The organism is Aurantimonas manganoxydans SI85-9A1, assembly GCF_000153465.1.
Classification (GTDB): domain Bacteria; phylum Pseudomonadota; class Alphaproteobacteria; order Rhizobiales; family Rhizobiaceae; genus Aurantimonas; species Aurantimonas manganoxydans.
In genome coordinates, this window is the sequence record NZ_CH672387.1 from 3,843,378 (window position 1) to 3,866,742 (window position 23,365).

Genomic DNA, 23,365 nt, shown 5'->3' on the forward strand with positions numbered 1-23,365 from the left:
AAGGGCCGCCATGGAACGATATGTCGCCGCGACGCTGCGCAGCCTCGCCTTCCTCACCCGCATGCCGCCGGTCCCATGGGCCTTCCCCGCCCATCATCCCCTCGGCGACGATACCCACGTCTTTCCGGTGGCGGGCGTCATCGCCGCGCTGCCGGCGGCTCTGGTTCTGATGCTTGCGGCCGCGCTCGGCCTGTCGCCGCTGGTCGCCGCAACGCTCGCCGTCGCCGCGCTGGTGTTCACCACAGGCGCCCTGCACGAGGACGGGCTGGGCGACGTCGCCGACGGGCTCGGCGGCCATCACGAGCGCGAACGCGCGCTGGCGATCATGAAGGACAGCCGGGTCGGCAGCTATGGCGCGCTGGCGCTCGTCCTGTCGGTAATCCTGCGCATCGCCCTCGTCGCCGAACTCGCAGGCAGCCTTGGAGCCCCCAGCGCGGCGCTGGCGCTCGTCGCCGTCGCGGCGGTCAGTCGCGGCGCCATGGCCTGGCTGTGGTCGTCGCTCGTCTCGGCCGATCCCGGCGGCCTCGCCGACCGCGTCGGCCGGCCCGACAGCCGCACCGGCCGGCTGTCGCTCATGATCGGCACGATGCTCTATCTCGCCGGCGGCCTTATCGCCTGCGGCATCGGCACGACACTGGCCGGCTACGCCTTCGGGGCGCTGACCCTTTTCGGCTTCCGTCGTTTCATCATGCGCCGGCTCGGCGGCCAGACCGGCGATTGCCTCGGCGCCGCGCAGCAGCTCGTCGAACTGGCGGCGCTGACGGGCCTTGCCATCTCCATCGGCTGAGACGCTCACAGGCCGAGGGTCCAGGCCGCCAGAGCGAGGATCGCCGCAATCGACAGGAGAAGATTGGCCATCCCGCCGAACAGGCCGATCGCTGCCCCGATGTCCGCAACATTCGCGGCGCGCCGTCCCACCGGATTGAGCATCGGCGCCTCCACCACGAGTTCGCCGTAGCTTCGCGGGCCGCCGAGCGACAGATCGAGGGAAGCCGCGACCGCCGCTTCGGGCCAGCCGGCATTGGGCGAGCGGTGCCGCGGCGCATCGCGCCGGACAATGGCCATCAACGCGCCGACCAGGAATGAGCGGCGGGCGCAAAACGCGGCGGCAAGGGCGAAGAGCAGCGCGGTGAGCCGCGCCGCCGGCCAGTTCATGGCGTCGTCGAGCTTTGCCGAGGCAAAGCCGAAGGCGCGGTAGCGGGCATTCATATGGCCGATCATCGAATCGGCGGTGTTGACCGCCTTGTAGGCCAACAGCCCCGGCAGGCCGAAGACCAGATACCAGAGGAACGGTGCCACCACCCCGTCCGAGGCGTTTTCGGCAAGGCTCTCGATCGCCGCCCGGCAGACGCCGGCCTCGTCCAGCGCGTCGGGATCGCGGCCGACGATCATCGCAACCGCAAGCCGACCACCCGCAAGCCCCTCGCCCACCAGGGCATCGGCAACGGCGCGCACATGATCGACGAGGCTCTTCTGGGCGAGAAACACCGCCAGAACGAGGATCTCCAGCACCCATCCGAGCGGACCCGCCATGGCGAAGACATGCGACAGGACGAGGCCGATCGCGGCCGCTCCGCCGACGAGGATCGCAGCAGCGACAAAGCCGTTCCGTCGCCGGCGGGCCTGGGAATAGCCCTCGCGGTTGAGCCTCGCATCCAGCGCATCGACGGCTTTGCCGAACAGAACCACCGGATGCGGCAGGCGGCGCCAGAGCCAGTCCGGGTCGCCGACCAGCCGGTCCAGAGCCGTGCCGGCAAGAAGCAGGGCGAAATGCAGGCTCATGGCGCGCCGTCGATTTCGGCGAGCGCCGCGCGCAAAGCCGTTTCGAGACGCGCCGCCACTGCCCCATCCGCCGGATTGCCGAAGCGTAGCCAGTCGCCGGGCGTCTGGAACGGACGGGTGAGAATGCGGCGCCGACAGAGTGCAGCAAAGAGATCGTGGGCGCCCGGATGCGCGACGGTGGCGAACAGGCTGGTGCCGCCCACCAGGGGCAGGCCGACGGCGCGGAGCGTGGCCCTCAGGAGTCCGTGCTGCCGCAGGATGCCGGCCCGCGTCTCGGCTACGAGAGCGTCATCGCCCAGCAGCGCTGCGCCGATGGCGAGCGCCGGTCCGGAGACCGCCCAGGTGCCAAGCCTCTCGCCGAGCTGCGCGGCCAGGGCCGGCGTCGTCAGTGCGAAACCGAGGCGCAGCCCCGCCAGACCGAAGAACTTGCCGAAGGAGCGATAGACCAGCAGCCCGTCGCGCCCCGTGCAGGGCGCGAGCGAGCGGGTCCCATCGACATCGGCAAAGGCTTCGTCGACGACCAGCAGGCCATCCCGCGCGGCCAGCCGATCGGCGAGGGCAAGCAGCTCCGCCGGCTCGAAGACATGGCCATCGGGATTGTTCGGGTTGACCACCACCACGATCCGCGCTGTGCCCGCCACCTCTTCCAGCCGCGCGAAGCGGCTGATCCGGTGACCAGCGGCGGCGAAGGTCAGGGCGTGCTCGGAATAGGTCGGCGTGAGGATCGCGACATTCGTCGGTGCGAAGAGATGCGGAAGCGCCGCAATCAGCGCCTGCGTTCCGGGGGCGGCGACGATGCCAGCCGTGTCGGGCGCGCCGTAGCAGCGTCGCGCCGCCGCCAGTGCCTCGCGCTCCAGCCCTGCCTCGGGCAGCCGCTGCCAGAGCGCAGCATCGAGATCCGGAAGGCGGGGCGGTGTCGGATTGATGCCGGTCGACAGGTCGAGCCAGTCGGCCCGCGCGCCGCCATGGCGTGCGATCGCCGCATCCAGTGCCCCGCCATGCTGGAGCGCCTTCGGATCAGGCGACGCCATCACGCCTCCCCGTCGATGAGATGGAGGAAGGAGCCGCAGACGCTTCCCCGTCGCAGGCCGTAATCGCCCAGTGCCTCGCCGCGTGCATCCTCGGCCGTGAACAGCGGCGCGCCCGGCCCTTCCGAGACGATGGCCGTGTAGTGGAACTCATGTGCCCGCAGCGGTCCGGCCCAGGGACCGGGGCCGCACGGCGTCAGGCGGCGGTAGCCGAGATGCAGCCGGCGCTCGCGAAAGCTCGTGCGCATCGGCAAGAGGCCGAGCATGGAATGGGTGTCACCCTCCGCATCGGTCAGCGCCTCGCCCAGCACCATGTAGCCGCCGCACTCGCCATAGATCGCAACGCCCGTCGCCGCCGCCCCCAGCATGCCTGCACGGAATCGTCCGGCCTTGGCGATCTGCCCCGCATGGAGCTCCGGATAGCCGCCCGGCAGATAGATCGCGTCGGCCCGGTCGTCGGGCGCCTCGTCGGCCAGCGGCGAGAAGAAGGACAGTTCGGCCCCGGCCCGGCGCCAGCCATCCATGAGATGCGGATAGGCAAAGGCGAAGGCCGCGTCGCGGGCGATCGCGATATGGCGACCGAGCGGGGCAAGTGGTGTCGCCGAAGGATGGTTGCGCTCCGCATCGTCGCCACCGGCCAGAGCGGCAAGGGCCGGCACGTCGCAGCCGGCGTCGAGCCAGTCGGCGGCCCGGTCGAGGAACGCGTCGAGATCGGCGTGCTCGCCGGCCTGCACCAGCCCCAGATGGCGCTCGGGCAGGGCAAGATCGCCCTGTCTCGGCAGCACGCCGAGAACCGGAATGCCGAGGGGTGCCAGCGCCCCGGTCAGCAGCGCGGCATGTCGCGGCGAGCCGACACGGTTGAGGATCAGGCCCGCGATCCGGATGTCCTCGCGATGGCTGGCGAAGCCCCGCACCAGCGCCGCCACCGAATGGGACTGGCGGGCGCAGTCGACGACCAGCACGATCTTCAGGCCGAGCCGGGCCGCGAGATCGGCGGCCGAACCGCTGCCATCGGCCGCGCCGTCGAACAGGCCCATCATTGCCTCGACGACAAGGCCCCCCGTCGCGCGGGCCTCTGCCGCCAACCCTTCAAGCAGCGCCGGCCGCATCGCCCAGGGATCGAGATTGACGCAGGGCGCGCCGCTGGCGGCGGCATGGAAGGCGGGGTCGATATAGTCCGGCCCGGCCTTGGCCGACCCGACCGCGATGCCCCGTCGACGCAGCGTCCGCAGGAGCCCGAGGGTCACGCTGGTCTTGCCGGCGCCCGAATGGGGCGCGGCGATCATCAGTCCGCTCATCGCCCGGCCCCCGGCGCCGCATCGGCAACCGGACGCTTTCCGCCGGCCACCGCCCCGCCTATAAGGCGCCGATGGGCTTCAATCTCGGCGACGACAGCACGGACGGGTCCCGCGACAAGGGCGAAAGCCTGCGCCGCGGCTGGACCACTGGCGCCTGCGCCACTGCAGCCACCAAGGCGGCCCTCACCGCGCTTCTGACCGGCGACTTCCCCGATCCGGTGACGATCACCCTGCCCAAGGGCGAGACGCCGGCTTTCGCGCTCAACCGCGCGGAACGGACCGGCGACCGCGCCATGGCTGCGATCATCAAGGATGCCGGCGACGATCCCGACGTCACCCATCTTGCCGAGATCGTCGCGACGATCTGCTTCGGCGCGCCCGGCTCCGGCATCGTCTTTCGCGCCGGACCCGGCGTCGGCACGGTGACCCGCGAGGGCCTGCCCATCGGGGTCGGAGAACCGGCGATCAATCCGGTACCGCGGCAGATGATGCGCGACGTCGTTACGGCGCTCTGCGGCGAATACGGCCGCTCGGCGGATGTCCAGATCACCCTGTCCGTCACCGATGGCGAGGCGCTGGCGACCGAAACCTGGAACCCGCGCCTCGGCATTCTCGGCGGCCTGTCGATCCTCGGCACGACCGGGATCGTCCACCCCTTCTCCTGCTCGGCCTGGATCCACTCCATCCACCGCGGCATCGACGTGGCGCGGGCGGCCGGGCTCGACCATGTCGTCGGCGCCACGGGCTCGGCCAGCGAGAACGCCGCGCGGGCGCTGCATCCGGAGCTGCCGGAGATCGCCTATCTCGACATGGGCGATTTCGCCGGCGGGCTGCTCAAATATCTGCGCGCCCATCCGGTGCCCCACGTCACCATCGCCGGCGGCTTCGCCAAGCTGACCAAGCTGGCCCAGGGTGCGATGGATTTGCATTCGGGCCGCAGCCAGGTGGATTTCGCCTTCCTCGCCGGCCTGGCCGAGACGATCGCACCCGAACGCGGCGCCGCGCTGCGCGAGACGATCCTCGGTGCCAACACGGCCAAGGCCGTGCTCGACCTGTGCGCAGCCGAGAACATCGATCTCGCGGACGCCATTGCCGTGCGGGCGCAGGGCAGCGCCGCCGCCATCCTGCGCGGCGCCCCCGTTGTGCCGCACATCATCGTGGTCGACCGGGCCGGAGGCGTGGTTGCCCGCACCGGCTGAGATGATCCTGATCCTCGGCGGCACCGCGGAGGCGAACGCGCTGGTAAGCCGGCTCTGCGAAAGCGTGCCTGCGGCGCGAATCGTGTTGTCGCTCGCCGGGCGCACGGCCAAGCCAGTCAAGCCTGCGGGCTGCGATATCCGCATCGGCGGCTTCGGCGGCGCCGAGGGGCTGGCGGCCTTCCTGCGGGAGGCGGGCGTCAGCTGGCTGGTGGATGCGACCCATCCCTTCGCCGCCGGCATCTCGCGCAACGCCGCCAGGGCCGCAGCGCTTGCCGGCGTCAGACGGATCGCGTTCGTCCGCCCGGCGTGGGACAAGCAGGCGGACGACAACTGGATCGACGTCGATTGCCTCGGTACGGCCCGCGACGCCCTCCCCGTCGGCGCAAGGCCGTTCCTCGCGTTGGGGCGCCAGCATCTCGCGCCCTTCGCCCATCGCCCGGATCTGACACCCGTCGTGCGGATGATCGATCCGCCGGAGCCGCCATTGGCGTTTGCGGCCGAGATCGTCCTCGGCCGGCCATCCTCGGACGCTGAGACCGAAGCCGCGCTGCTGCGCTGGCTCGGCGTCACGCATCTCGTCTGCCGCAATTCCGGTGGCGCGACGTCATACGCCAAGGTCGCCGCGGCGCGCCGGCTGGGCCTGCCGGTGGTGATGATCGCGCGGCCCCCGGCCCCGCCGCCGCCGCTGGCCGGCTCGCTCGACGCGGTTCTCGCGCTCCTCGGCATCGCCGCCTAGACCGCAGCCTGCTTGCGCCTGGGCCGCATCACATGGACGTGCCCCGCGTCGTAGAGCTTGGAATCGATGAAGTCCTCGGCACCCAACGCCCGCCCGACGAAGATCAGCGCGGTGCGGGTCAGCTTGGCCTCGCGCGCCTTGCGGTGAATGTCGCCCAGCGTGCCGTGGATGAACGCCTCGTCGGGCCAGCCGACGCGATAGGCGATCACCGCCGGGCAATCCTCGCCATAGGCCGGCAGCGGCAGAAGCTCGCGCTGGATATGCGGAATGTTGCGCACCGACAGATGGATCGCCAGCGTCGCGCCGCTCCGGCCCAGCGTCGACAGTTCCTCGCCCTCCGGCATCTTCGACGACTTCATCGCCGTGCGCGTCAGGATCACCGTCTGGCAGATTTCGGGAACCGTGAGCTCCGTCTGCATCATCGCCGCCGCAGCGGCGAAGGCCGGCACGCCGGGGGTGATGTCGAAGGGAATATCGAGCGCCTTCAGGCGGCGGATCTGCTCGGCGATGGCGCCGTAGAGCGACGGGTCGCCGGAATGCACCCGTGCCACATCCTGGCCGCGTTCATGCGCCGCCGCCATCTCGTCGACGATCTCGTCCAGCGTCATCGGCGCCGTGTCGAGGACCTTCGCATCCTCGGGCGCAGCCTTGACCACGGCCTCGGGCACCAGCGAGCCGGCATAGAGGCAGACCGGGCAGGATTCGATCAGGCGCAGGCCGCGCACGGTGATCAGGTCGGGCGCGCCGGGACCGGCGCCGATGAAATGGACGGTCATGCCGCGTTGTCCTTTCGAGGGCTCTCCGCCATGCCGGTGCCGGCCTTCCCGGCATAGCCGCGGGGCGTGTAGACCCATTCCCGCCCGTCGCCGGTGGTGACGCTACGCGTGTCGGACGAGCCGACGATCACCACGGTCAGCATGTCGACATCGTCGACGTCGAGGGCGCTCAGCGGCACGACACGCAGGCGTTCGCCGGTGCGGCCGAGATTGGTGGCGAGGATCACCGGCGTGTCGGCGGGGCGATGCTTCAGCAGTTCGTCCCGGGCGAAGGCGAGCTGGGTGCGCCGCTTGCGCGACACGGGATTGTAGAAGGCGATGACGAAGTCGCCCTCGCCGGCTGCGCGCACCCGGCGCTGGATGTCGTCCCACGGCGTCAGCAGGTCGGAGAGGGAGATGGTGCAAAAATCGTGGCCGAGCGGCGCCCCGGCACGCGCCGCGGCGCCCTGCAGCGCCGAGATGCCCGGCGAGCATGCGATGGCGATGCGCCTGGCACTCGCGGACACGCCGTCCTTGTCGAGGAGTTCGAAGACCAGAGTCGCCATGGCGTAGATGCCAGCGTCGCCCGAGCAGACCAGCGCCACGTCGCGGCCCTCGCCGGCCAGTTCCATGGCGTGGCGCACCCGCGCCTCTTCCATACCAAGGTCGAAATCGTGGCGCGTCTTGCCGTCGGCTAGCGGACCGAGCAGGTCGAGATAGAGCGAATAGCCGACGAGATCGCTGGCGGCTGCGACCATGTCGCTGACCTCCGGCGAACGCCATTCGGCGCCGCCCGGCCCGATGCCGACGACGGACAACCTGCCCCGTGTCCGGCCAATGCGGCCTGCGTCCAGCGGCCGAGGTGCCTCGGCGAGCGCGGCGGTGACGCGGCGGCTCTTGCGCTTGGCGAGCCGCAGGCGCCCGTCGGCCCCGACGGATGCCAGCGCCGCACCCTCGGCGACGCCGTGGCAGCCGGTCTCGGCAAAGACGACATCCGAGGGCGTGGCGAGGCGCGGCGCCTCGGCCTCCAGCTCGGCGGCGGTGAAGAACCGCGCCGGCACGCCGAAATGCGCAGCCACCGCATGGACCGCCGGCTCGTCCGCCTTCAGGTCGATGGAAGCGATGGCGGCGAGCGCCAGGGGGCTGACGCCGGCTTCGGCGAGGGTCACCTCGGCCAGTGCGATCGCTTCCTCGGCCGGCGCATGGCGCTCGCTGCCGATGCCGAGAACAAGCCTCTGCGGCCGGTAGAGCAATTCGCCGGCGTTCGGTCCCCCTGCTTCCATGCTGGCGCGCAGGCGCACCGCGCCGTCCGCGGCGAAGGGAATCCGCGAGGCGGTCAGCCAGTCGGCGGCGGACGCTGCCTCGCCGTCCAGCCTGGCATGGGCACCGGCGACGAGCGCCGCCATCGCGGGCTTGGCATCCTGCGGGTTGTCCAGCCGCCAGCCCGCCGGCGGCGCATCGAGCGCGACGCCGAAACGCAGGTCGCCGGCGGTGGTGACGGCCGCGACGCCGCCGAGTTCGGCCGCGATGGCCCGGGCCAGATCATTGGCGCCGTGATGACCGCCGAGCAGCGGCACGACGGCCGAGCCGTCTTCGGCGACGGCGACGACAGGCGGCTCGGCGGATTTGTCCGACAGCAGTGGCGCGAGGATGCGGATCAGCGCGCCCGCCGCCATCAGGGCGACGGTCGGCCGGCCCTCCCGGAACAGCGCCTGCAGGTGCGGACCGGCGGCCTCGAAGCGAACCGGCGCATCAAGGCAGCGGCCGGCGGCGCCGTGGATCTCGCCGCCGAGACATGCCGCAAGACGATCCGCGAGCGGCCGCGCGGCATCGGACAGGATGATGATGGCCGGGTTTGTCATTGCGCGGTCTCCCGGCGCTGGATGACCGCGTCCCGAATGCCGGGCTCGGCACCGCGATAGCCGAGGATCATCGAAAAATAGGGGGCGTCGCCGGTTACGTCGGCCAGCGGCATGATGCGCTCCTCGGGCAGGGTCACGCGCTCGCAATAGGCGCAGGCGTCGGTCAGGTTCATTGCACCGAGCAGCGCCTTCACGCGGCCGAAATGCCGCCCGAGCTTCATGATGGCAAAGGCGTCGGATGCTTCGATCCGCTGGCGCAGGGCGTCGTCGTCGAGGGGCCCGGGGATCACCGTCAGGATGTCGTTGCGGGCGGCCAGCGGGCGGTGCGAGGCGGCGGTGGCGGCCATCACCGAGGAGACGCCGGGCACGATCTCGACCGGAAAGCGGCCCGACAGGCGCTCGAAGAGATACATGAAGGAGCCGTAGAAGAACGGATCGCCCTCGCAGAATACCGCCACGTCCTGGCCGGCGGCCAGCCGGTCGCCGATCCTTGCCGCGGCCTCGTCGTAGATGGCGGCCGCGGGAAAGCGCTCGGTGCGCATCGGCACGACGATGGCGATCTCCTCCTGCGCGCCGGTCAGATAGCCTTCGACGATGGCGCGGGCAAAGCTCGTGCCGTGGTCCGGCGCGGGATAGGCGATCACCGGCGCGGCCTTCAGGATGCGCAGCGCCTTCAGCGTCAGGAGTTCGGGATCGCCCGGCCCGACGCCCAACCCGTAGAGGGTGCCGGGCGCGCTCACGGGCGGTCGCTCTTGGTCACATGCCAGTGGATGACCGGCATGGCCGGCCGGAAGCCCCGATACGGCCCGACCTCCTCGGCCCGGTCGACCTGAATGCGCATGAGTTCGCCGCCGAGCCGCGCATGCAGGTCGAGAAGGATCGCCTCGGATTCCAGCGTGACCGCATGGGCGACCATTCGCCCGCCGGGCTTCAGCGCTTCCCAGGCCGCGTCGAACACGCCGTCGGTCAGGCCGCCGCCGATGAAGATCGCGTCCGGGGCCGGCAGATCGGCGTAGGCGTCCGGAGCGGCCCCCTCGACGATGCGAAGCTCGGGCACGCCGAGGGCCTCCGCGTTCTCGCGGACCATCGCAAGACGGTCCTCGACCGGCTCGATGGCGATCGCCGCCATGCCGGGCGCCGTGCGCAGCCATTCCACCGAAATCGAGCCCGAGCCGGCGCCGACATCCCACAGGAGATGGCCCGGCAGCGGCTGCAATGCCGAAATGGCGAGGCCGCGCAGGACCCGCTTGGTCATCTTGCCGTCGTTGACGAAGGCGTCGTCGGCAAGCCCCGGCACCAGCGGCCGCGGTTCGGCGGCTCGGCCCGCGACGCATTCCACCGCAACGGTGTTGAGGTCGGCGATGCCCGTCAGGTCGAAATCGGCCGCGACCGTGGCGCGAATGCGCTCGCGGGTGCCGCCCAGATGCTCGCAGACGACGATCCGGCTCGGCCCGTAGCCGCGCCCGGTGAGCAGCCGCGCGAGAGCCTGCGGGGAGCTGCCGTCCGCCGAATAGATCAGCAGCCGGGCGCCCGGCACCAGATGCCGCGAGACCCCCTCGAGCGGGCGTCCGTGCACCGTCAGGCACTGGCAATCGGCCAGCGGCCAGCAAAGGGCAGCGGCGGTCAGCTGGAAGGCCGAGGGCGACGGCAGCACCCGCATTTCGGCCGGATCGACATGGCGCGTCAGCGTCGCCCCGACGCCGAACCACATCGGATCACCGGTCGCCAGCACCACGGTGGGCGAGCCGGCACAGGCCTGCAGCGCGATCATGGAATCGTCGAAGGGCTTCTCCCAGGCGATCTGCTGGGCGCTGAAATCGTCGAGCATCGCCAAATGGCGCTCGCCGCCGAAGATCGTCCGGGCGGCGCGCAGCGCGTCCAGCGCTTCCGAGGACAGCGAGTCGAGCCCGCCATCGCCGATCCCCACCACCGTCAGCCAGGGCTGGGCCGCGTCGGTCATGGCCTATTCGAGCCCCTGTGCCAGCGCGTTGACCGCCGCGGCCGCCATGGCGCTGCCGCCGCGCCGGCCGGTCAGGGTCACGAAGGGAATGCCGCGCGGATCGCGCACCAGCTCGGCCTTGGATTCGGCCGCGCCGACAAAGCCGACCGGCAGGCCGACGATCAGCGCCGGCCGTGCCGCGCCCTCGTCGATGCGCTCCAGGAGGCGGAACAGTGCCGTCGGGGCGTTGCCGATGGCGACGATGGCGCCGTCCATGACGTCGTTCCACAGATCGACCTGCGCCGCCGACCGGGTCGTGCTCTCGCGCTCGGCGATGCGGCGGGTCCGCGGATCGTTCAGCCGGCAAACGATCTTGTTCTGCTGGGGCAGCCGCGACGAGATGATGCCGTGCGAGACCATCTCGGCGTCGCAGAGGATCGGCGCACCCCGGTCGAGCGCGGCGCGTCCGGCCCCGATCGCATCCTCGGACAGGACGAGGTCGGAGACGATGTCGGGCATGCCGCAAGCATGGATCAGCCGGATGGCCAGATCGTGGGCGTTTTCCGGCAGGTTCGACAGGTCGGTCTCGGCACGAATCTGCCGGAAGCTCTCGGCATAGATCGCGGCGGGATCGCGCAGATAGTTGAGCCGCGAGCCCGGCGCGACATAGGCGTCCGGCTCCTCGGCCGCCGTTTCGGCCAGCCGGTGGCCAAGCCCGGCGATCCAGCCTTCCTCGGTCAGGACGTTGCTGCGCTCGGCTTCGGACAGATCGGTCGGCGCGGCCAGAAGCTCGCCGAAGCGGCCCTCGGCGTCGAAGCGGGCGAAGATGTCCGCCAGCCCTTCCACCTGCGCCTCGTCGAGACAGGATTTCTCGCCCTTCTCGATCGCGGCGAGACTCGGATAGATCTCGGCCAGGACGATCGGCGCGCCGAGATCGTCGGCAAAGCGCGTCTCGAAAGGCCAGACCGACACGTGCTCGGCGAACTCCGGATCGCGGCGCAGATGCTCGAGCCGGGCAATGCCGGTGATCGCCTGGCTGCCGACGCTGCCGGCGAAGGCGAGCTTCCAGACCGGCTGGGCCTTGGCGGTGCGCTGCTCGGCCAGGCGCTTTTCGGGCAGCGCCGTCGGATAGGGCTCCGGCCGCGCGACCGGCAGGCCCGGCACTTCCTGGTGCATCGGACGACCCCAGTACATCGGCGCGAAGGCCAGCGCCTCTCGGTTCAGCCGGCCGGTGACCTCGAAGCGGTTGGAGAAATTGTCGTCCCGGTCCTGCATCGCCTCGGCAAGGAAATGCCACAGAGCGCGCCAGTCTGGTGTGCCAGCAATCGCCGCGGCCGCCCCAGCGGGATAGCCGAAGGGGAAGTCGAAGCCGGCGAAGACGCGCTTGTTCTCGGCCAGCGAGTCCCGGAAGAACTGCCGCAGCATCGCCATCGCCGCCGAGCGGGTCGACGGGTTGGTGGTTTCCAGAAGTCGCGTCTCGGCACCTTCGCGCTCGGCAAAGGCAATCCAGATGGAATCCTTGCCGGTGGTCGGCGTGTTCGATGCGGACCAGTCGACGATCGCGTAGCGGTCGAACAGCGGCGTCATCCGATCCTCGTGAAGCTGGAGTGCGGCACCCCGTCAGTCCTTGCGCATGGAGCGAGGGCCGAGCGGGTGGTCGGCATGGGGATAGGGGTGGTGATGGTGGTCGGCACCGCCATGACCATGCGAATGGCCGTGACCGTGCCCGTGAGCACGATCGTGCGCCGCGTGGTGATGGTGGCCGTGGGAATCGGCGTGAGAATGGTCATGCCCATGGCCGTGCCCGTGATCGGCGGCTGTTTTATGGTCATGCGCGTGGTCGTGGCCGTGGGCATGCCCCGCCCCCGAAGCAGCCGCGGCGGCCGTCCGGCAGGCGCCGGTGCAGACCGTGTCGCAGAGCGTGCAATCGGCCGACGAGCCGACGCCCTCGACGTGATGGTGATGGCTCTCCTGCGCCAGGCCCACTTCCGCCTCGAAGCCCAGCACCTGCTCGCGGTACTTGCACATCTGGCAGTTCATGTTGTTGGTGCCCTCGAGGATCTCGCCGAGGCGGTCGACGAAGGTCTCCACCACCAGATCATGGGCGCCGAGATAGGGTGCCTTGAGGAAGCGGATCTCGGGATGGGCGGCGGCGACGATGTCGGTCTGGTCGTAGATCCGTCGCACCAGGACGCCGGTGAACAGGAAATACGGGAAGACGACGATGCGGCTGTAGCCGAGGCGGCTGGCATGTTCGAGGCCCGGCTCGACCAGCGGAAAGGTGACGCCCGAATAGACCGTCTCGCCCCAGCCGAAGCCGAGGCCCTCCCACAGCATCCGCATGACCTTGGCGACGTTGGAATTGGCGTCGGGATCCGAAGCGCCGCGACCGACCACCACCAGCATGGTGTCGTGCAGCGGCTCGCCGTCCTGCCAGCCATCGGCGCGCAGGCATTCCTTGATGCGCTCGCCGGCGGCGCGGATCATCTTCAGGTCGACGCCGAGCTCGCGGCCATATTCGATGCGCAGGCCATTGGCTGCGGCATAGGTGTTGAGGACGGAGGGGATGTCGTTCTTGGCGTGGCCGGCGGCAAACAGCATGCCCGGCAGCGCCAGCACCGTCTCGGCGCCGGATGCCTTCAGCTTGTCGAGGCCGTCGCGGATGACCGGCTTGGCAAATTCCAGATAGCCATGCTCGACCGACCAGTCGGGCAGCCGGGTGCGGAGCTTCTCGGCGAGGCCGCCGAACTCGATCATGGCGCCCTGGTCGCGGCTGCCATGGCCGCACAGCATCAAAGCCTTCATCGCCCCCGTTCCTCTCATCTCGAAGCCGGAGGAGCCGCGGCGGCCGGAGCCGGTTTGCGGTTCGGTCCGACAGTTCCGTCTTGGCCCCCTGCTTGGGTCGGCCGCACCGGAATGATTTCAGCCCGTCACGCGGGCACCGTCAGTTCAAGCCATGGCCTAGACCGCTAGCCGCCCCGCCGTCAAACGAAGTGTTCGCGAGCCGGGTCGACGCGCCCGGCAACGGTGCTTGGGTCGGCGGTCGCAGCAATGCTATTGCGGGGCGGATACGCCGCTTCCGCTCCTGCCGCCTGCCCGCCCCGCCAAGGATCTGCCGCATGCCCCGGACTCCCGCCATCATGCTCCAGGGCACCGGATCGGATGTCGGCAAGACCGTGCTGGTCGCTGGGCTTTGCCGGCTGTTTGCCCGGCGCGGCCTGAAAGTGCGGCCGTTCAAGCCGCAGAACATGTCGAACAACGCCGCCGTAGCGCTGATTCCGGAGACCGGCGGCTTCGGCGAAATCGGCCGCGGGCAACGGCTGCAGGCGCTGGCCTGCGGCACGGCGCCGACGGTCGACATGAATCCGGTGCTCCTGAAACCGCAGTCGGAGACCGGCAGCCAGATCGTCCTGCGGGGCCGGGTGGCCGGCGAGGCGAAGGGCCGCGACTATCAGCGGCTGAAGGCCGGTTTTCTCGACACGGTGCTCGACAGCTTCGCACGGCTCTCCGCCGGTGCGGATCTCGTCATCGTGGAAGGCGCCGGGTCGCCGGCCGAGATCAATCTGCGCGCCAACGACATCGCGAATATGGGCTTTGCCACCGCCGCCGACGTGCCGGTGATCCTCGTCGGCGATATCGATCGCGGCGGCGTCATCGCCTCGCTGGTCGGCACCCACGCCATCCTGCCCGAGGCCGACCGGCGGCAGATCGCCGGCTATCTGATCAACAAGTTTCGCGGCGACGTCTCGCTGTTCGACGACGGGCTCGCCGCCATCACCGACTTCACCGGCTGGCCGAGCCTCGGCGTGGTGCCGCATCTCGCCGCTGCGGCGAAGCTGCCGGCCGAGGATTCGGTGGCGCTGGAACGGTTGTCGGCGCCAGGCGCCGAACGAAAGCTGACCGTCGCCGTGCCGCTGCTCGGCCGGATCGCCAATTTCGACGATCTCGACCCGCTGAAAGCCGAGCCGGATGTCGACATCGTCTTCGTGCGGCCCGGTGACCGGCTGCCGGAGCACGCCGCGCTGGTTCTGATTCCGGGCTCGAAATCGACCATCGGCGATCTGGCCGCCTTCCGGGCGAATGGCTGGGACCGGGATCTCGCCGCCCATCACGCGCGCGGCGGCCATGTCGTGGGCCTGTGCGGCGGCTACCAGATGCTCGGCCGCGCGGTGCGCGATCCACATGGCATCGAGGGGCCGGTGCGCCAGGCGGAGGGGCTCGGGCTGCTCGATGTCGAGACGGTGATGGAGCCGGAAAAGACCGTGCGCGAGGCGCGGGTCACCGCACCCGACGGCGCGCCGCTCGACGGCTACGAAATCCATCTCGGCCGCACCGCCGGTCCCGACTGCGCCCGGCCGGTCTGCCTCATCGACGGGACGCCGGATGGCGCGTCATCGCCCGACGGCCGGGTCTTCGGCACCTATCTGCACGGGCTGTTCGGCGCCGATGGCTGGCGCCGCAGCTTCCTCGCCCGCTTCGGTCTCGACGCCGCCGACACCGGCTACCGGGCGGGTGTCGAAGCCGCGCTGGATGCGATCGCGGACGAGCTGGAGCGGGTGATCGCCGTCGACCGCCTACTCGCCCTCGCCCGCAACCGCGATTGAACCCGGCGCCTTAGCGGCCGGCGGCCCAGGCCTTGAACTTCTCGGCCCAGTCGCTGTGCCAGCGCGACAGCGGCGGCCGGTTCTCGACGATGTCGCCCGCCGCCCAGGCGATGCGCTTCTCGTCCATCTCGCGGGTCACCTCGCCATCCGGGCAGAGGATGTAGAATTCATCGGTGCCGAGCTTCTCCAGCATGAAATCGGCGGTCTGTTCCGGCGTCCAGGCGCCGTCGGGCTTCTCGACCCGTTCGCCCCGCGTCAGCGGGGTGAAGACGAAGCCCGGGATCATCAGCCGCGCCTCGACCCGTCCGCCTTGGCGGTTGCGCAGATCATGCTGCAACGCCTCGGTAAAGGCCTTCAGCCCGGCCTTGGAGACGTTGTAGGCCGGGTCTCCCGGCGGCGTGGTAATGCCCTGCTTGGAACCGCTGACGACGATCAGCCCGGGCTCGCCGCCGGCGACCATGCGCTCGCCGAAGATCTGGGCAACCTGGATGGCGCCGTGCAGATTGACCCGCAGCACCGCGTCCCAGTTGGCCTGCGGCCCGAAGATGCTGCTGCCCGGCTGGATGCCGGCATTGTCGAACAGAAGGTGGATCGTGCCGAAGCGGCCGAAGAGGTTCTTGGCCAGGGCCTCGACCGCGGCACGGTCGCCGACATCGGTGTTCGACGTCAGAACCGTGCCGGACGGGCTTTCGGCAGCGACGGCCTCCTTGGCGGCGGCGAGCCGCTCCTCGATCCGGTCGACCAAACAGACGGTCATGCCGGCGGCGGCAAAGCGCTTGGCGGCGGCAAGGCCGATGCCGGACGCGCCACCGGTGACGACGGCGACATTGCCGTCCGCAATGACGGGATGGGTCATTGTTGGTTCCTTCTCACGGGGCATGGCTTGTGGAAATGATCCGACGCCGGGGGCGTGCGACGGACTAACATCGGCATTTCGCGTCGATCCGCAAGGGGCGGCGCACCGCCCGCCGCCAGGGCAGCGACGGGCGACAGCTTCAGCCGTGCAGCTTCAGGGCGGGCCCGCGTGCCGGGCTGATGACGTCGGCGACGATCGCCACCGTGCCCCGCAGCGGCCCCAGCACTGCCCATTGATGCTGGCGCTGGAGAGCGTGATAGGCGGCGGTGGCGAACTGGCCGGCGACGTAGAAATCATCCTTGCGGGCAAAGCCGATCAGGCCCACCGAACCGGCGCGGCCCAGCGACACCAGCTTGCCCTTGTCGCGGAAGACGAAGGGGCCGGGCGTTTCGCCGGCCAGTGCCTTGGGGATCGCCGAGGCGAGATAGTCGGCCTGCTGGCTGGCGCATTGCGCGGTCGGCGGCAGCGGCATCTGGGCGCCGGCCGGCGTATGGCTGGCCGCGTCGCCCAGGACGTAGATCGCCGGATCGACGGTGGTGCGCAGCCGGTCGTCGACGACAATGCGGCCCTTGCGGTCCATCTCGAAGTCGGCGAGCCCCTTCAGGCAGGGATGGCCGACGAGCCCGGCCGCCCAGACGGCGATGTCGGCGGGCCAGCTCTTGCCGTCGGCGGAGCGGACCTCGCTGGCCGTGACCGCCGCGACCCTGGCGCCGGTCTCGACCGAGACGTCGAGCGCCTTCAGCCGGTCGGCGACACCGGTCCGCAGCTCGCCATTCGCCCCCGGCATCAGCTCGGGCGCCGCTTCCAGGATGGTCAAGTCGAGCAGCTTGCGGCGCGCGCGCTCGTCCTCGGGTTCGAAGAAGGCCTGTTCGGACAGGCGCAGATGGGCGGCAAGCTCGGTGCCGGTCGCGCCGGAGCCGATGATGACGATCCGCGCCGGGTCGGCGCCCGCCCGCGCCGCGATCATCGCCGCGATGAACAATTCGCGGAACTCGTCGGCATCGGTCTTGGTGTCGAGCCGGATGGCGTGTTCGGCGACGCCCTCGGTGCCGAAATCGGTGGTGACGCCGCCCAGCGCGACGACGCAGACATCGTAGGAGAGGTTGCGCGCCGGGGTCAGGAGCCGGCCGTCCTGGTCGTGCATGTCGCCGAGCCGCACGGTCTTCGCCGCCCGGTCGATCGCCTCGACCCGGCCCTGCTCGAAGCGGAAGCCGCGCATCTTGGCCAGCATGTAGAAACTGATCTCGGCAAGCGTCGAGTTCACCGTGCCGGCGGCGAATTCATGCAGCCGCGGCTTCCACAGATGGGTGCTGACCACATCGACCAGCGTCACGGCGCAAGTCTTCTCGGCGGCCAGTTCCGCCGCCAGTTCCAGCCCGCCGGCGCCGCCGCCGAGGATCAGGACGCGTTTGCGTTGCGCCTGCATGTCAGCCGGCCAGCCGGGCGAGCGCGTCCGGGAACAGCCCGGTCAGACCGATGAAGATCAGATACAGCGCCACGATGATGTTCAGAAGCCGCGGGATGACGAGGATGAGAACCCCCGCGATCAGTGCGACGATCGGCTGAATGCTGATGATTTCCATGATGCTGTCCCTTCCATGGCGGATGCCCCGCGACGGGAGATAGGACCGGTATCGTGTCAGGCCATGTACCAGCCGTGACTGGGGACGATCGACTGGCCGGTCAGCGCATTGGAGCGGAAACCGGCGAGGAACACCGCGATCTCGGCGACGTCCTCCATGGTGGTGAATTCCTGGTCGACGGTGCCGCCCAGCATGACCCGGTCGACCACCTCCTTCTCGGAAATGTTCAGGCTGGCCGCCTGTTCGGGGATCTGCTTCTCGACGAGCGGCGTCTTCACGAAGCCGGGGCAGATCGTGTTGGCGCGCACGCCGTGCTTCGCTCCCTCCTTGGCCATCACCCGGGACAGGCCGAGAATGCCGTGCTTGGCCGCGACATAGGCGGATTTCAGCGCTGACGCCTCGTGGCTGTGCACCGAGCCCATATAGATCAGCGAGCCGGATTTCTGCGGATACATGTGCTTCACGCATGCCTTGGTCAGCAGGAACGAGCCGTCGAGATGGATGGCCAGCAGCCTGCGGAAATCGGCATAGGGAAAATCCTCGATCGGATGGACGATCTGGATGCCGGCATTGGAGACCATGGTGTCGATCCGGCCGAAGCGACGCGCCACCGCGTCGACGCCGCTGTTCACCGCCTCCTCGCTGGTGACGTCCATCTCCACCGCCATCGCCTCGGCGCCGGCCTCTTCCAGTTCGCCGACGACACGACCGGCAGCCGCCATGTCGATGTCGCAGATCGCCAGACGCGCGCCCTCGCGGGCGAAACTCAGCGCGATCTGCCTGCCGATCCCCGATCCGGCGCCCGTGACGACCGCGACATTGCCCTGCATCTGCATGTGATCTCTCCACCGTTGTCGTGGCAGTTAAGATGGGCGGTGCGTGCAGTGCAACAAGACCGGAGGAGCTGTACATACGCGCGATTTCAGGCGCGTATGTCCGAGGCTGAACGGCGGAATGGAGGTCATCGGGCATGGCGAGTTTTGCGGTCTCGCTCGCCGGCGTCTAGCTGGCCGCCGTTGCCTCTTCCACCATAGCGTCGTTCGGTTGGGTCACCTTGTCCATCTGGTCGGCCGCGCCGCCGCGTTAGCGCCAGGAGGTTGGTTTGGGAGGCGATCTCGTCGATGACGAAAATGATCCTCCCACAAACAGACATGCCGGCTCGAAGGCCGGCATGATGCATTCTGGTGATGGAAGCCGGGATCAGAACTCTTCCCAGCTCTCCTCCTGGGCGCGCGGGGCGCGGGCCGCACCGCCCGCACCGGTCGGGCGAAGCTGGGTCACTGCGGCACTGCGACGCGGCGCCTGCGCAGGGCGGGCCGGGCTGCGATTCAGGTCGCCGGCACTGGTGCGGAACTGCGCCATGGCATGGGCGAGTTCGTCGGTCTCGTTGGCCAGCGTCTGGCTCGCCGCGGTCGCCTCTTCCACCATCGCGGCGTTCTGCTGGGTGATCTTGTCCATCTGGTCGGCGGCGCCAGAGACTTCGCGCAGGCTCGTCGCCTGTTCGCGAGCGCTCGAAGCAATGGTCGAAATGACCTCGGCCATCGCGCTGACCTCGGTGACGATCTCCTCCAGCGACTTGCCCGAGGCCGTGACCAGCTCGACGCCGGTGCCGACCTGTTCGCGGGAGGTTGCGATCAGCGTCTTGATCTCCTTGGCGGCTTCCGCAGAGCGCTGGGCGAGGCCGCGCACTTCCTGGGCAACGACCGCAAAGCCCTTGCCTGCTTCGCCGGCCCGTGCCGCCTCGACACCGGCATTCAGCGCCAGGAGATTGGTCTGGAAGGCGATCTCGTCGATGACCGAGATGATCGAGTTGATCTTCTCCGAGGACTGCTCGATCTGGCCCATGGCCGCGACCGCCTTGCCGACAACCTCGCCGCCCTTCTGGGCCTTTTCACGCGCACCTGACGCCACCTGCTGGGCCTTGCCGGCGCCCTCGGCGGTCTCGTTGACGGCCTGGGTCACTTCGCCCAAAGCCGCGACGGTCTCTTCCAGGCTCGCCGCCTGCTGTTCGGTGCGGTGGGCGAGATCGTTGGAGGCGGTGTTGATCTCGCCGAGACCCGTGCGGATCGAGGCGATCGACGTCACGACGCCGGAGAAGGCCGTTTCGAGCTTGGCGATGGCATCGTTGAAGAGGCCGCGCACGCCCTCGTAATCCTTCGTGAATTCCCGATCGAGGCGGGCGGTCAGGTCGCCGCTGGCCAGCCGCTCGAAGCCTTCGGTCATTTCGGCCATGAAGAACTCATGCGCCTTGACGTAGCCTTCGCCCAGTTCGGCCTGGCGGATGCGCTCGGCTTCCTCATCGGCGGCTGCGATCGCAGCCTGCTCCTTCAGTTGGCGCTGTTCGATCACGGTATGGCGCAGATGCTCCACCGAATTGGCCATCCGGCCGATCTCGTCGGAGCGATCGAGCCCCACGACCTCGACGTCGGTCTTGCCGTCGGCGACGTCCGCGACGGTTTCGGTCAGCTTCTGCAGCGGCGCGAACATGCGCTTGGAGATCCACAGGACTGCCAGGCCGATCAGCACCGCGCCGATGACGGAGATGGCACCGAGCCGGATTTCGAGCGCCTGGACGGCGGTCAGGAACTCGGCCTCGGGCACGCCGACATAGAGGACGCCGATGGTCTTGCCCGACGCATCCTTGATCGGATCGTAGGCGGTGAAGAAGGAGGTGCCCAGAATATCTGCCTGACCGCGGAACGGCCGGCCCTCGATGAACAGCGCATCATGCACCGGGCCACGGGCGAGAACCGTGCCGACGGCGCGGCCACCGTCGGGCTTCATGACATTGGTGGAGACGCGGGTGTCACCCATGAAGATCGTCGCGGTGCCGCCGACCAGCGCCTTGACCTTGTCCACCGGCGCAAAGAAGTCGTTCAGCGGCTGGTTGCCCGCGTAGAGCGTATCGCCTTCGAGACGGAAGTCGTCGCCATAGTTGCGCAGAACCTCCCACGCGACCCGCATGTTGCTTTCCTGACGCTCTACGGCGCGCTGGCTGCCCTCTTCCTGTAGCAGGACCACGCCGGCGACTCCGAACATGGCGGTCAGGATCGCCAGGCAGGCGACCACCATGAGAGAGACTTTTGCTGGAAGAGACATTCGCGACAACATCGGCATCGAACCTCGGCTGGGATGCGCCGCCGCGGCCGGGCGGACGCCAGTATCCGCGCGATCGGCGGGGTTTCGTGACGGACAGGGGCCTTCACTGCGCAACCGTTTCCGGAAGGGCCAATTGTGCCGTCAGGAAATTTCTATCCACGGCTGCTGAAATTTCCGTTACCGCGAAGTCCCCTCGCGCCCGGATAGTCCACGCGAAAGCTTGCGCGGCGCCGGATCAGCACTTCTGCATGGCAGGCTTATTACTTCTCATGCATGTACAGCGGTATTCCGGCCAGTATCGCCATCCGCATGGAACGCGGCGCGATGCCTCGCGATGTCGTCCGGACCGACGCGGAACGGCCCGGGGCATTATCCCACCCCGGGCCGTTCCGATCATGCTGCTTCGCCGATTGCCCCAAAGGGCGCCCGGCGAGGCCGGTCAGAATTCCTCCCAGCTATCTTCCTGGATCTGCGTGGCGCGGGCGGCGCCGCCCGAACCGGTCGTGCGCATCTGTGTCACGCCGCGGGACGGCGCATGGCGCTGCGGCTGCGCCCGGCCTTCGCTGCGGCGGGCGCCGGCATTGCCGGCACTGGTGCTGAACTTGGCCATGGCATGGGCCAGTTCGTCGGTCTCGTTGGCGAGCGTCTGGCTCGCCGCGGTCGCCTCTTCCACCATGGCGGCGTTCTGCTGGGTGACCTTGTCCATCTGGTCGGCCGCACCCGAGACTTCCCGCAGGCTCGTCGCCTGTTCCCGGGCCGAGGAGGCAATGGTCGAGATGACCTCCGCCATGGCGCTGACTTCCGTGACGATCTCTTCCAGCGACTTGCCGGAGGCGGTGACCAGCTCGACGCCGGTGCCGACCTGCTCGCGGGACGTGGCGATCAGCGTCTTGATCTCCTTGGCGGCTTCCGCCGAGCGCTGGGCGAGGCCGCGCACTTCCTGGGCGACGACCGCAAAGCCCTTGCCCGCTTCGCCGGCCCGCGCCGCCTCGACACCGGCATTCAGCGCCAGGAGATTGGTCTGGAAGGCGATCTCGTCGATGACCGAGATGATCGAGTTGATCTTCTCCGAGGACTGCTCGATCTGGCCCATGGCCGCGACCGCCTTGCCGACGACCTCGCCGCCCTTCTGGGCCTTCTCACGGGCACCCGACGCCACCTGCTGGGCCTTGCCGGCGCCCTCGGCGGTCTCGTTGACGGCCTGGGTCACTTCGCCCAAAGCCGCGACGGTCTCTTCCAGGCTCGCCGCCTGCTGTTCGGTGCGGTGGGCGAGATCGTTCGAGGCCGTGTTGATCTCGCCGAGACCCGTGCGGATCGAGGCGATGGAGGTCACCACATGGCCGATGGCTTCTTCCAGCGACGCGACGCTGGCGTTGAACTTGGCCCGGATCGGCTCGAATTCCTCGGCCACCCTGTCCTGCATGCGCACGGTCAGGTCACCGGCCGACAGGCGCTCGAAGCCCACTTCGACGACGCCGACAAAGGCGCGCAGGTCCTCGGCCTTGGCGTTGTCGAGGGCCGCCTGACGCTTCTTGGCCTCGTCCTGGCTGATACGAGCGGCCTCGGCTTCCTCGGCCAGCTCGTCGCGTTCGATGGCGGCCCGCTTGAAGGCCTCGACCGCGCCGGCCATCTCGCCCACTTCATCGTGGCGGTTTGCGCCGGGGATGATGACGGTCTTGTCGCCGCCCGCCAGCTTTCGCATCACGCCGGCCATCTGGGAGATCGGCATCGCAATGGAGCGGGACAGGAAGAACCCCATAATCAGCGCGATCGCAGTGGCCACGACTGCACCCAAGGTAAGGGTCCAGTTCGCCGCACTTGCTACTGCATCACGTTCAACGATACGGCCGGCGATAATAGTATTCTGGCCATCGCGAACCTCGTCGATGATTGTGCGGCCCTCAGCCAGCGTGAGCTTCCCGGTGAGCGCAAACGCCTGATCACGCGTCAACGGGTTGCGAGCGAGTTCCAACTGGCGCTCAGCAGACTTCGTCTGCCAGTTGGCCACGACGGCCTGCAAGTTCTCTACGCGGGTCTTCTGATCGATCGAAACCGTATCCGCTTTGAAGGACTCGGCATGCGACGTGAAATCGGCTTTCGCTTTCTCGTATGTGGAGAGAAAGCCCTCGTTGTTGCTCAGCAGGTATCCACGCACAGCGTTCTGCTGTTCGACCATGTCCCTGAGCATATGCTCAGCGCTCACGCTCAAGCCGAAACTGACCTGGTTCTGATCGGCATTGGTTCCGATCGCATCCAACGAGCGATAGACGAGGAAGTCTGCCGCGATGGTGGCGAAGATGACGGCAAAAAAGGCGAGAGCGAGCTTCCTCGCCATGCGCAGATCGTTGATTCTCAATGTGGTTCCAGTCGGATTAGCTCAGAGACGTCCCGCGACGCCCATGAATAGAATCGACGCATCTGGTTAATTCCATCCTTACGGAACGGCGACGCACCTTTCATTCCGTCGTTCAGGCAGTGACAATTGGCCTAAACTACACGGCTGAATGGAAAGAACACCGACGGAACCGTCGCAGCGATAGCCACCACCTTCCGCCATGTCATCTCCCGCCTGCCCGGCACGTCGACATTGTCCCGCCGCCGGCCGGCGATCGCAAGGACCGGGC

The 23,365-nt window shown here is 69.0% G+C and carries 20 protein-coding genes and 1 pseudogene; 5 read left to right on the forward strand and 16 right to left on the reverse strand.

All coding sequences use genetic code 11. The features are described 5' to 3' along the window. The first annotated feature begins 10 nt into the window (after positions 1-10). Complete coding sequence (locus tag SI859A1_RS18095) at positions 11-787, forward strand: adenosylcobinamide-GDP ribazoletransferase (protein WP_040325990.1); 777 nt, start codon at positions 11-13, stop codon at positions 785-787. A gap of 5 nt (positions 788-792) precedes the next feature. On the opposite strand, the gene cbiB is transcribed toward SI859A1_RS18095, so the two are convergent. The 3 genes from cbiB to SI859A1_RS18110 are packed head-to-tail and all read right to left on the reverse strand — an operon-like array spanning position 793 to position 4,108. After that, complete coding sequence (cbiB, locus tag SI859A1_RS18100) at positions 793-1,782, reverse strand: adenosylcobinamide-phosphate synthase CbiB (RefSeq protein ID WP_009211123.1); 990 nt, start codon at positions 1,780-1,782, stop codon at positions 793-795. Further along, the gene (gene cobD, locus SI859A1_RS18105) at positions 1,779-2,813 is read right to left on the reverse strand and encodes a threonine-phosphate decarboxylase CobD (protein ID WP_040325991.1); all 1,035 of its coding nucleotides are present in this window, start codon (positions 2,811-2,813) and stop codon (positions 1,779-1,781) included. Before cobD ends, cbiB begins: the two co-directional genes overlap by 4 nt. Beyond that, the gene (locus tag SI859A1_RS18110; protein ID WP_009211125.1) at positions 2,813-4,108 is read right to left on the reverse strand and encodes a cobyrinic acid a,c-diamide synthase CobB; all 1,296 of its coding nucleotides are present in this window, start codon (positions 4,106-4,108) and stop codon (positions 2,813-2,815) included. The genes cobD and SI859A1_RS18110 overlap by 1 nt, the downstream gene beginning before the upstream one ends. A 71-nt stretch (positions 4,109-4,179) precedes the next feature. Between SI859A1_RS18110 and SI859A1_RS18115 the strand changes: the two genes are divergently transcribed. Both SI859A1_RS18115 and SI859A1_RS18120 read left to right on the forward strand, forming a co-directional pair. After that, a complete protein-coding gene (locus SI859A1_RS18115; RefSeq protein WP_009211126.1) occupies positions 4,180-5,307 on the forward strand; it encodes a cobalt-precorrin-5B (C(1))-methyltransferase in 1,128 nt (375 codons plus the stop codon). Further along, positions 5,291-6,043 (forward strand): cobalt-precorrin-6A reductase, encoded by a 753-nt coding sequence (locus SI859A1_RS18120; protein WP_009211127.1) that lies wholly within the window; start codon positions 5,291-5,293, stop codon positions 6,041-6,043. The genes SI859A1_RS18115 and SI859A1_RS18120 overlap by 17 nt, the downstream gene beginning before the upstream one ends. On the opposite strand, the gene cobM is transcribed toward SI859A1_RS18120, so the two are convergent. The 6 genes from cobM to SI859A1_RS18150 are packed head-to-tail and all read right to left on the reverse strand — an operon-like array spanning position 6,040 to position 13,404. Further along, positions 6,040-6,819: a precorrin-4 C(11)-methyltransferase gene (gene cobM / locus SI859A1_RS18125; protein WP_009211128.1), complete on the reverse strand. Its 780-nt coding sequence runs from the start codon at positions 6,817-6,819 to the stop codon at positions 6,040-6,042. The genes SI859A1_RS18120 and cobM overlap by 4 nt on opposite strands. Further along, a complete protein-coding gene (gene cobJ, locus SI859A1_RS18130) occupies positions 6,816-8,660 on the reverse strand; it encodes a precorrin-3B C(17)-methyltransferase (protein WP_009211129.1) in 1,845 nt (614 codons plus the stop codon). The genes cobM and cobJ overlap by 4 nt, the downstream gene beginning before the upstream one ends. After that, complete coding sequence (gene cobI, locus SI859A1_RS22180; protein WP_009211130.1) at positions 8,657-9,400, reverse strand: precorrin-2 C(20)-methyltransferase; 744 nt, start codon at positions 9,398-9,400, stop codon at positions 8,657-8,659. Before cobI ends, cobJ begins: the two co-directional genes overlap by 4 nt. After that, the gene (locus tag SI859A1_RS22185; RefSeq protein WP_009211131.1) at positions 9,397-10,620 is read right to left on the reverse strand and encodes a bifunctional cobalt-precorrin-7 (C(5))-methyltransferase/cobalt-precorrin-6B (C(15))-methyltransferase; all 1,224 of its coding nucleotides are present in this window, start codon (positions 10,618-10,620) and stop codon (positions 9,397-9,399) included. The genes cobI and SI859A1_RS22185 overlap by 4 nt, the downstream gene beginning before the upstream one ends. Before the next feature lie 3 nt (positions 10,621-10,623). After that, entirely contained in the window at positions 10,624-12,186 is a 1,563-nt protein-coding gene (locus SI859A1_RS22390) for a precorrin-8X methylmutase (RefSeq protein WP_081451438.1), read from the reverse strand. A 33-nt stretch (positions 12,187-12,219) separates the two neighbouring features. Beyond that, complete coding sequence (locus SI859A1_RS18150; protein ID WP_148233892.1) at positions 12,220-13,404, reverse strand: sirohydrochlorin chelatase; 1,185 nt, start codon at positions 13,402-13,404, stop codon at positions 12,220-12,222. A 314-nt stretch (positions 13,405-13,718) separates the two neighbouring features. Here SI859A1_RS18150 and SI859A1_RS18155 point away from each other — a divergent pair, with 314 nt between their 5' ends. Beyond that, on the forward strand, positions 13,719-15,203 hold the full coding sequence (locus tag SI859A1_RS18155; protein WP_009211134.1) for a cobyric acid synthase: 1,485 nt from the start codon (positions 13,719-13,721) through the stop codon (positions 15,201-15,203). A gap of 10 nt (positions 15,204-15,213) precedes the next feature. Here the strand turns inward: SI859A1_RS18155 and SI859A1_RS18160 are convergent, their stop codons facing one another. The 7 genes and pseudogenes from SI859A1_RS18160 to SI859A1_RS22195 all read right to left on the reverse strand — a co-directional run. Further along, positions 15,214-16,059, reverse strand: coding sequence for an SDR family NAD(P)-dependent oxidoreductase (locus tag SI859A1_RS18160; RefSeq protein WP_040325993.1), 846 nt, complete (start codon positions 16,057-16,059; stop codon positions 15,214-15,216). Between the two features lie 139 nt (positions 16,060-16,198). Further along, on the reverse strand, positions 16,199-17,485 hold the full coding sequence (locus tag SI859A1_RS18165) for an NAD(P)/FAD-dependent oxidoreductase (RefSeq protein WP_009211136.1): 1,287 nt from the start codon (positions 17,483-17,485) through the stop codon (positions 16,199-16,201). A 1-nt stretch (position 17,486) separates the two neighbouring features. Then, positions 17,487-17,642, reverse strand: coding sequence for a DUF3096 domain-containing protein (locus SI859A1_RS21090; protein ID WP_081451439.1), 156 nt, complete (start codon positions 17,640-17,642; stop codon positions 17,487-17,489). 56 nt (positions 17,643-17,698) lie between these two features. Beyond that, entirely contained in the window at positions 17,699-18,478 is a 780-nt protein-coding gene (locus tag SI859A1_RS18170) for a 3-hydroxybutyrate dehydrogenase (protein ID WP_009211137.1), read from the reverse strand. A 364-nt stretch (positions 18,479-18,842) separates the two neighbouring features. Further along, the gene (locus tag SI859A1_RS18175; protein WP_050767588.1) at positions 18,843-20,714 is read right to left on the reverse strand and encodes a methyl-accepting chemotaxis protein; all 1,872 of its coding nucleotides are present in this window, start codon (positions 20,712-20,714) and stop codon (positions 18,843-18,845) included. A 466-nt stretch (positions 20,715-21,180) separates the two neighbouring features. Further along, entirely contained in the window at positions 21,181-22,536 is a 1,356-nt protein-coding gene (locus SI859A1_RS18180) for a methyl-accepting chemotaxis protein (RefSeq protein WP_244401185.1), read from the reverse strand. A 132-nt stretch (positions 22,537-22,668) separates the two neighbouring features. Then, positions 22,669-22,929, reverse strand: a pseudogene (locus SI859A1_RS22195) (CHASE3 domain-containing protein); the annotation flags it as partial. On the opposite strand from SI859A1_RS22195, the gene SI859A1_RS22200 reads away from it, so the two are divergent. Continuing rightward, positions 22,819-23,148: a hypothetical protein gene (locus tag SI859A1_RS22200; protein WP_244401191.1), complete on the forward strand. Its 330-nt coding sequence runs from the start codon at positions 22,819-22,821 to the stop codon at positions 23,146-23,148. The pseudogene SI859A1_RS22195 and the gene SI859A1_RS22200 overlap by 111 nt on opposite strands. The last annotated feature ends 217 nt before the right edge of the window (positions 23,149-23,365 follow it).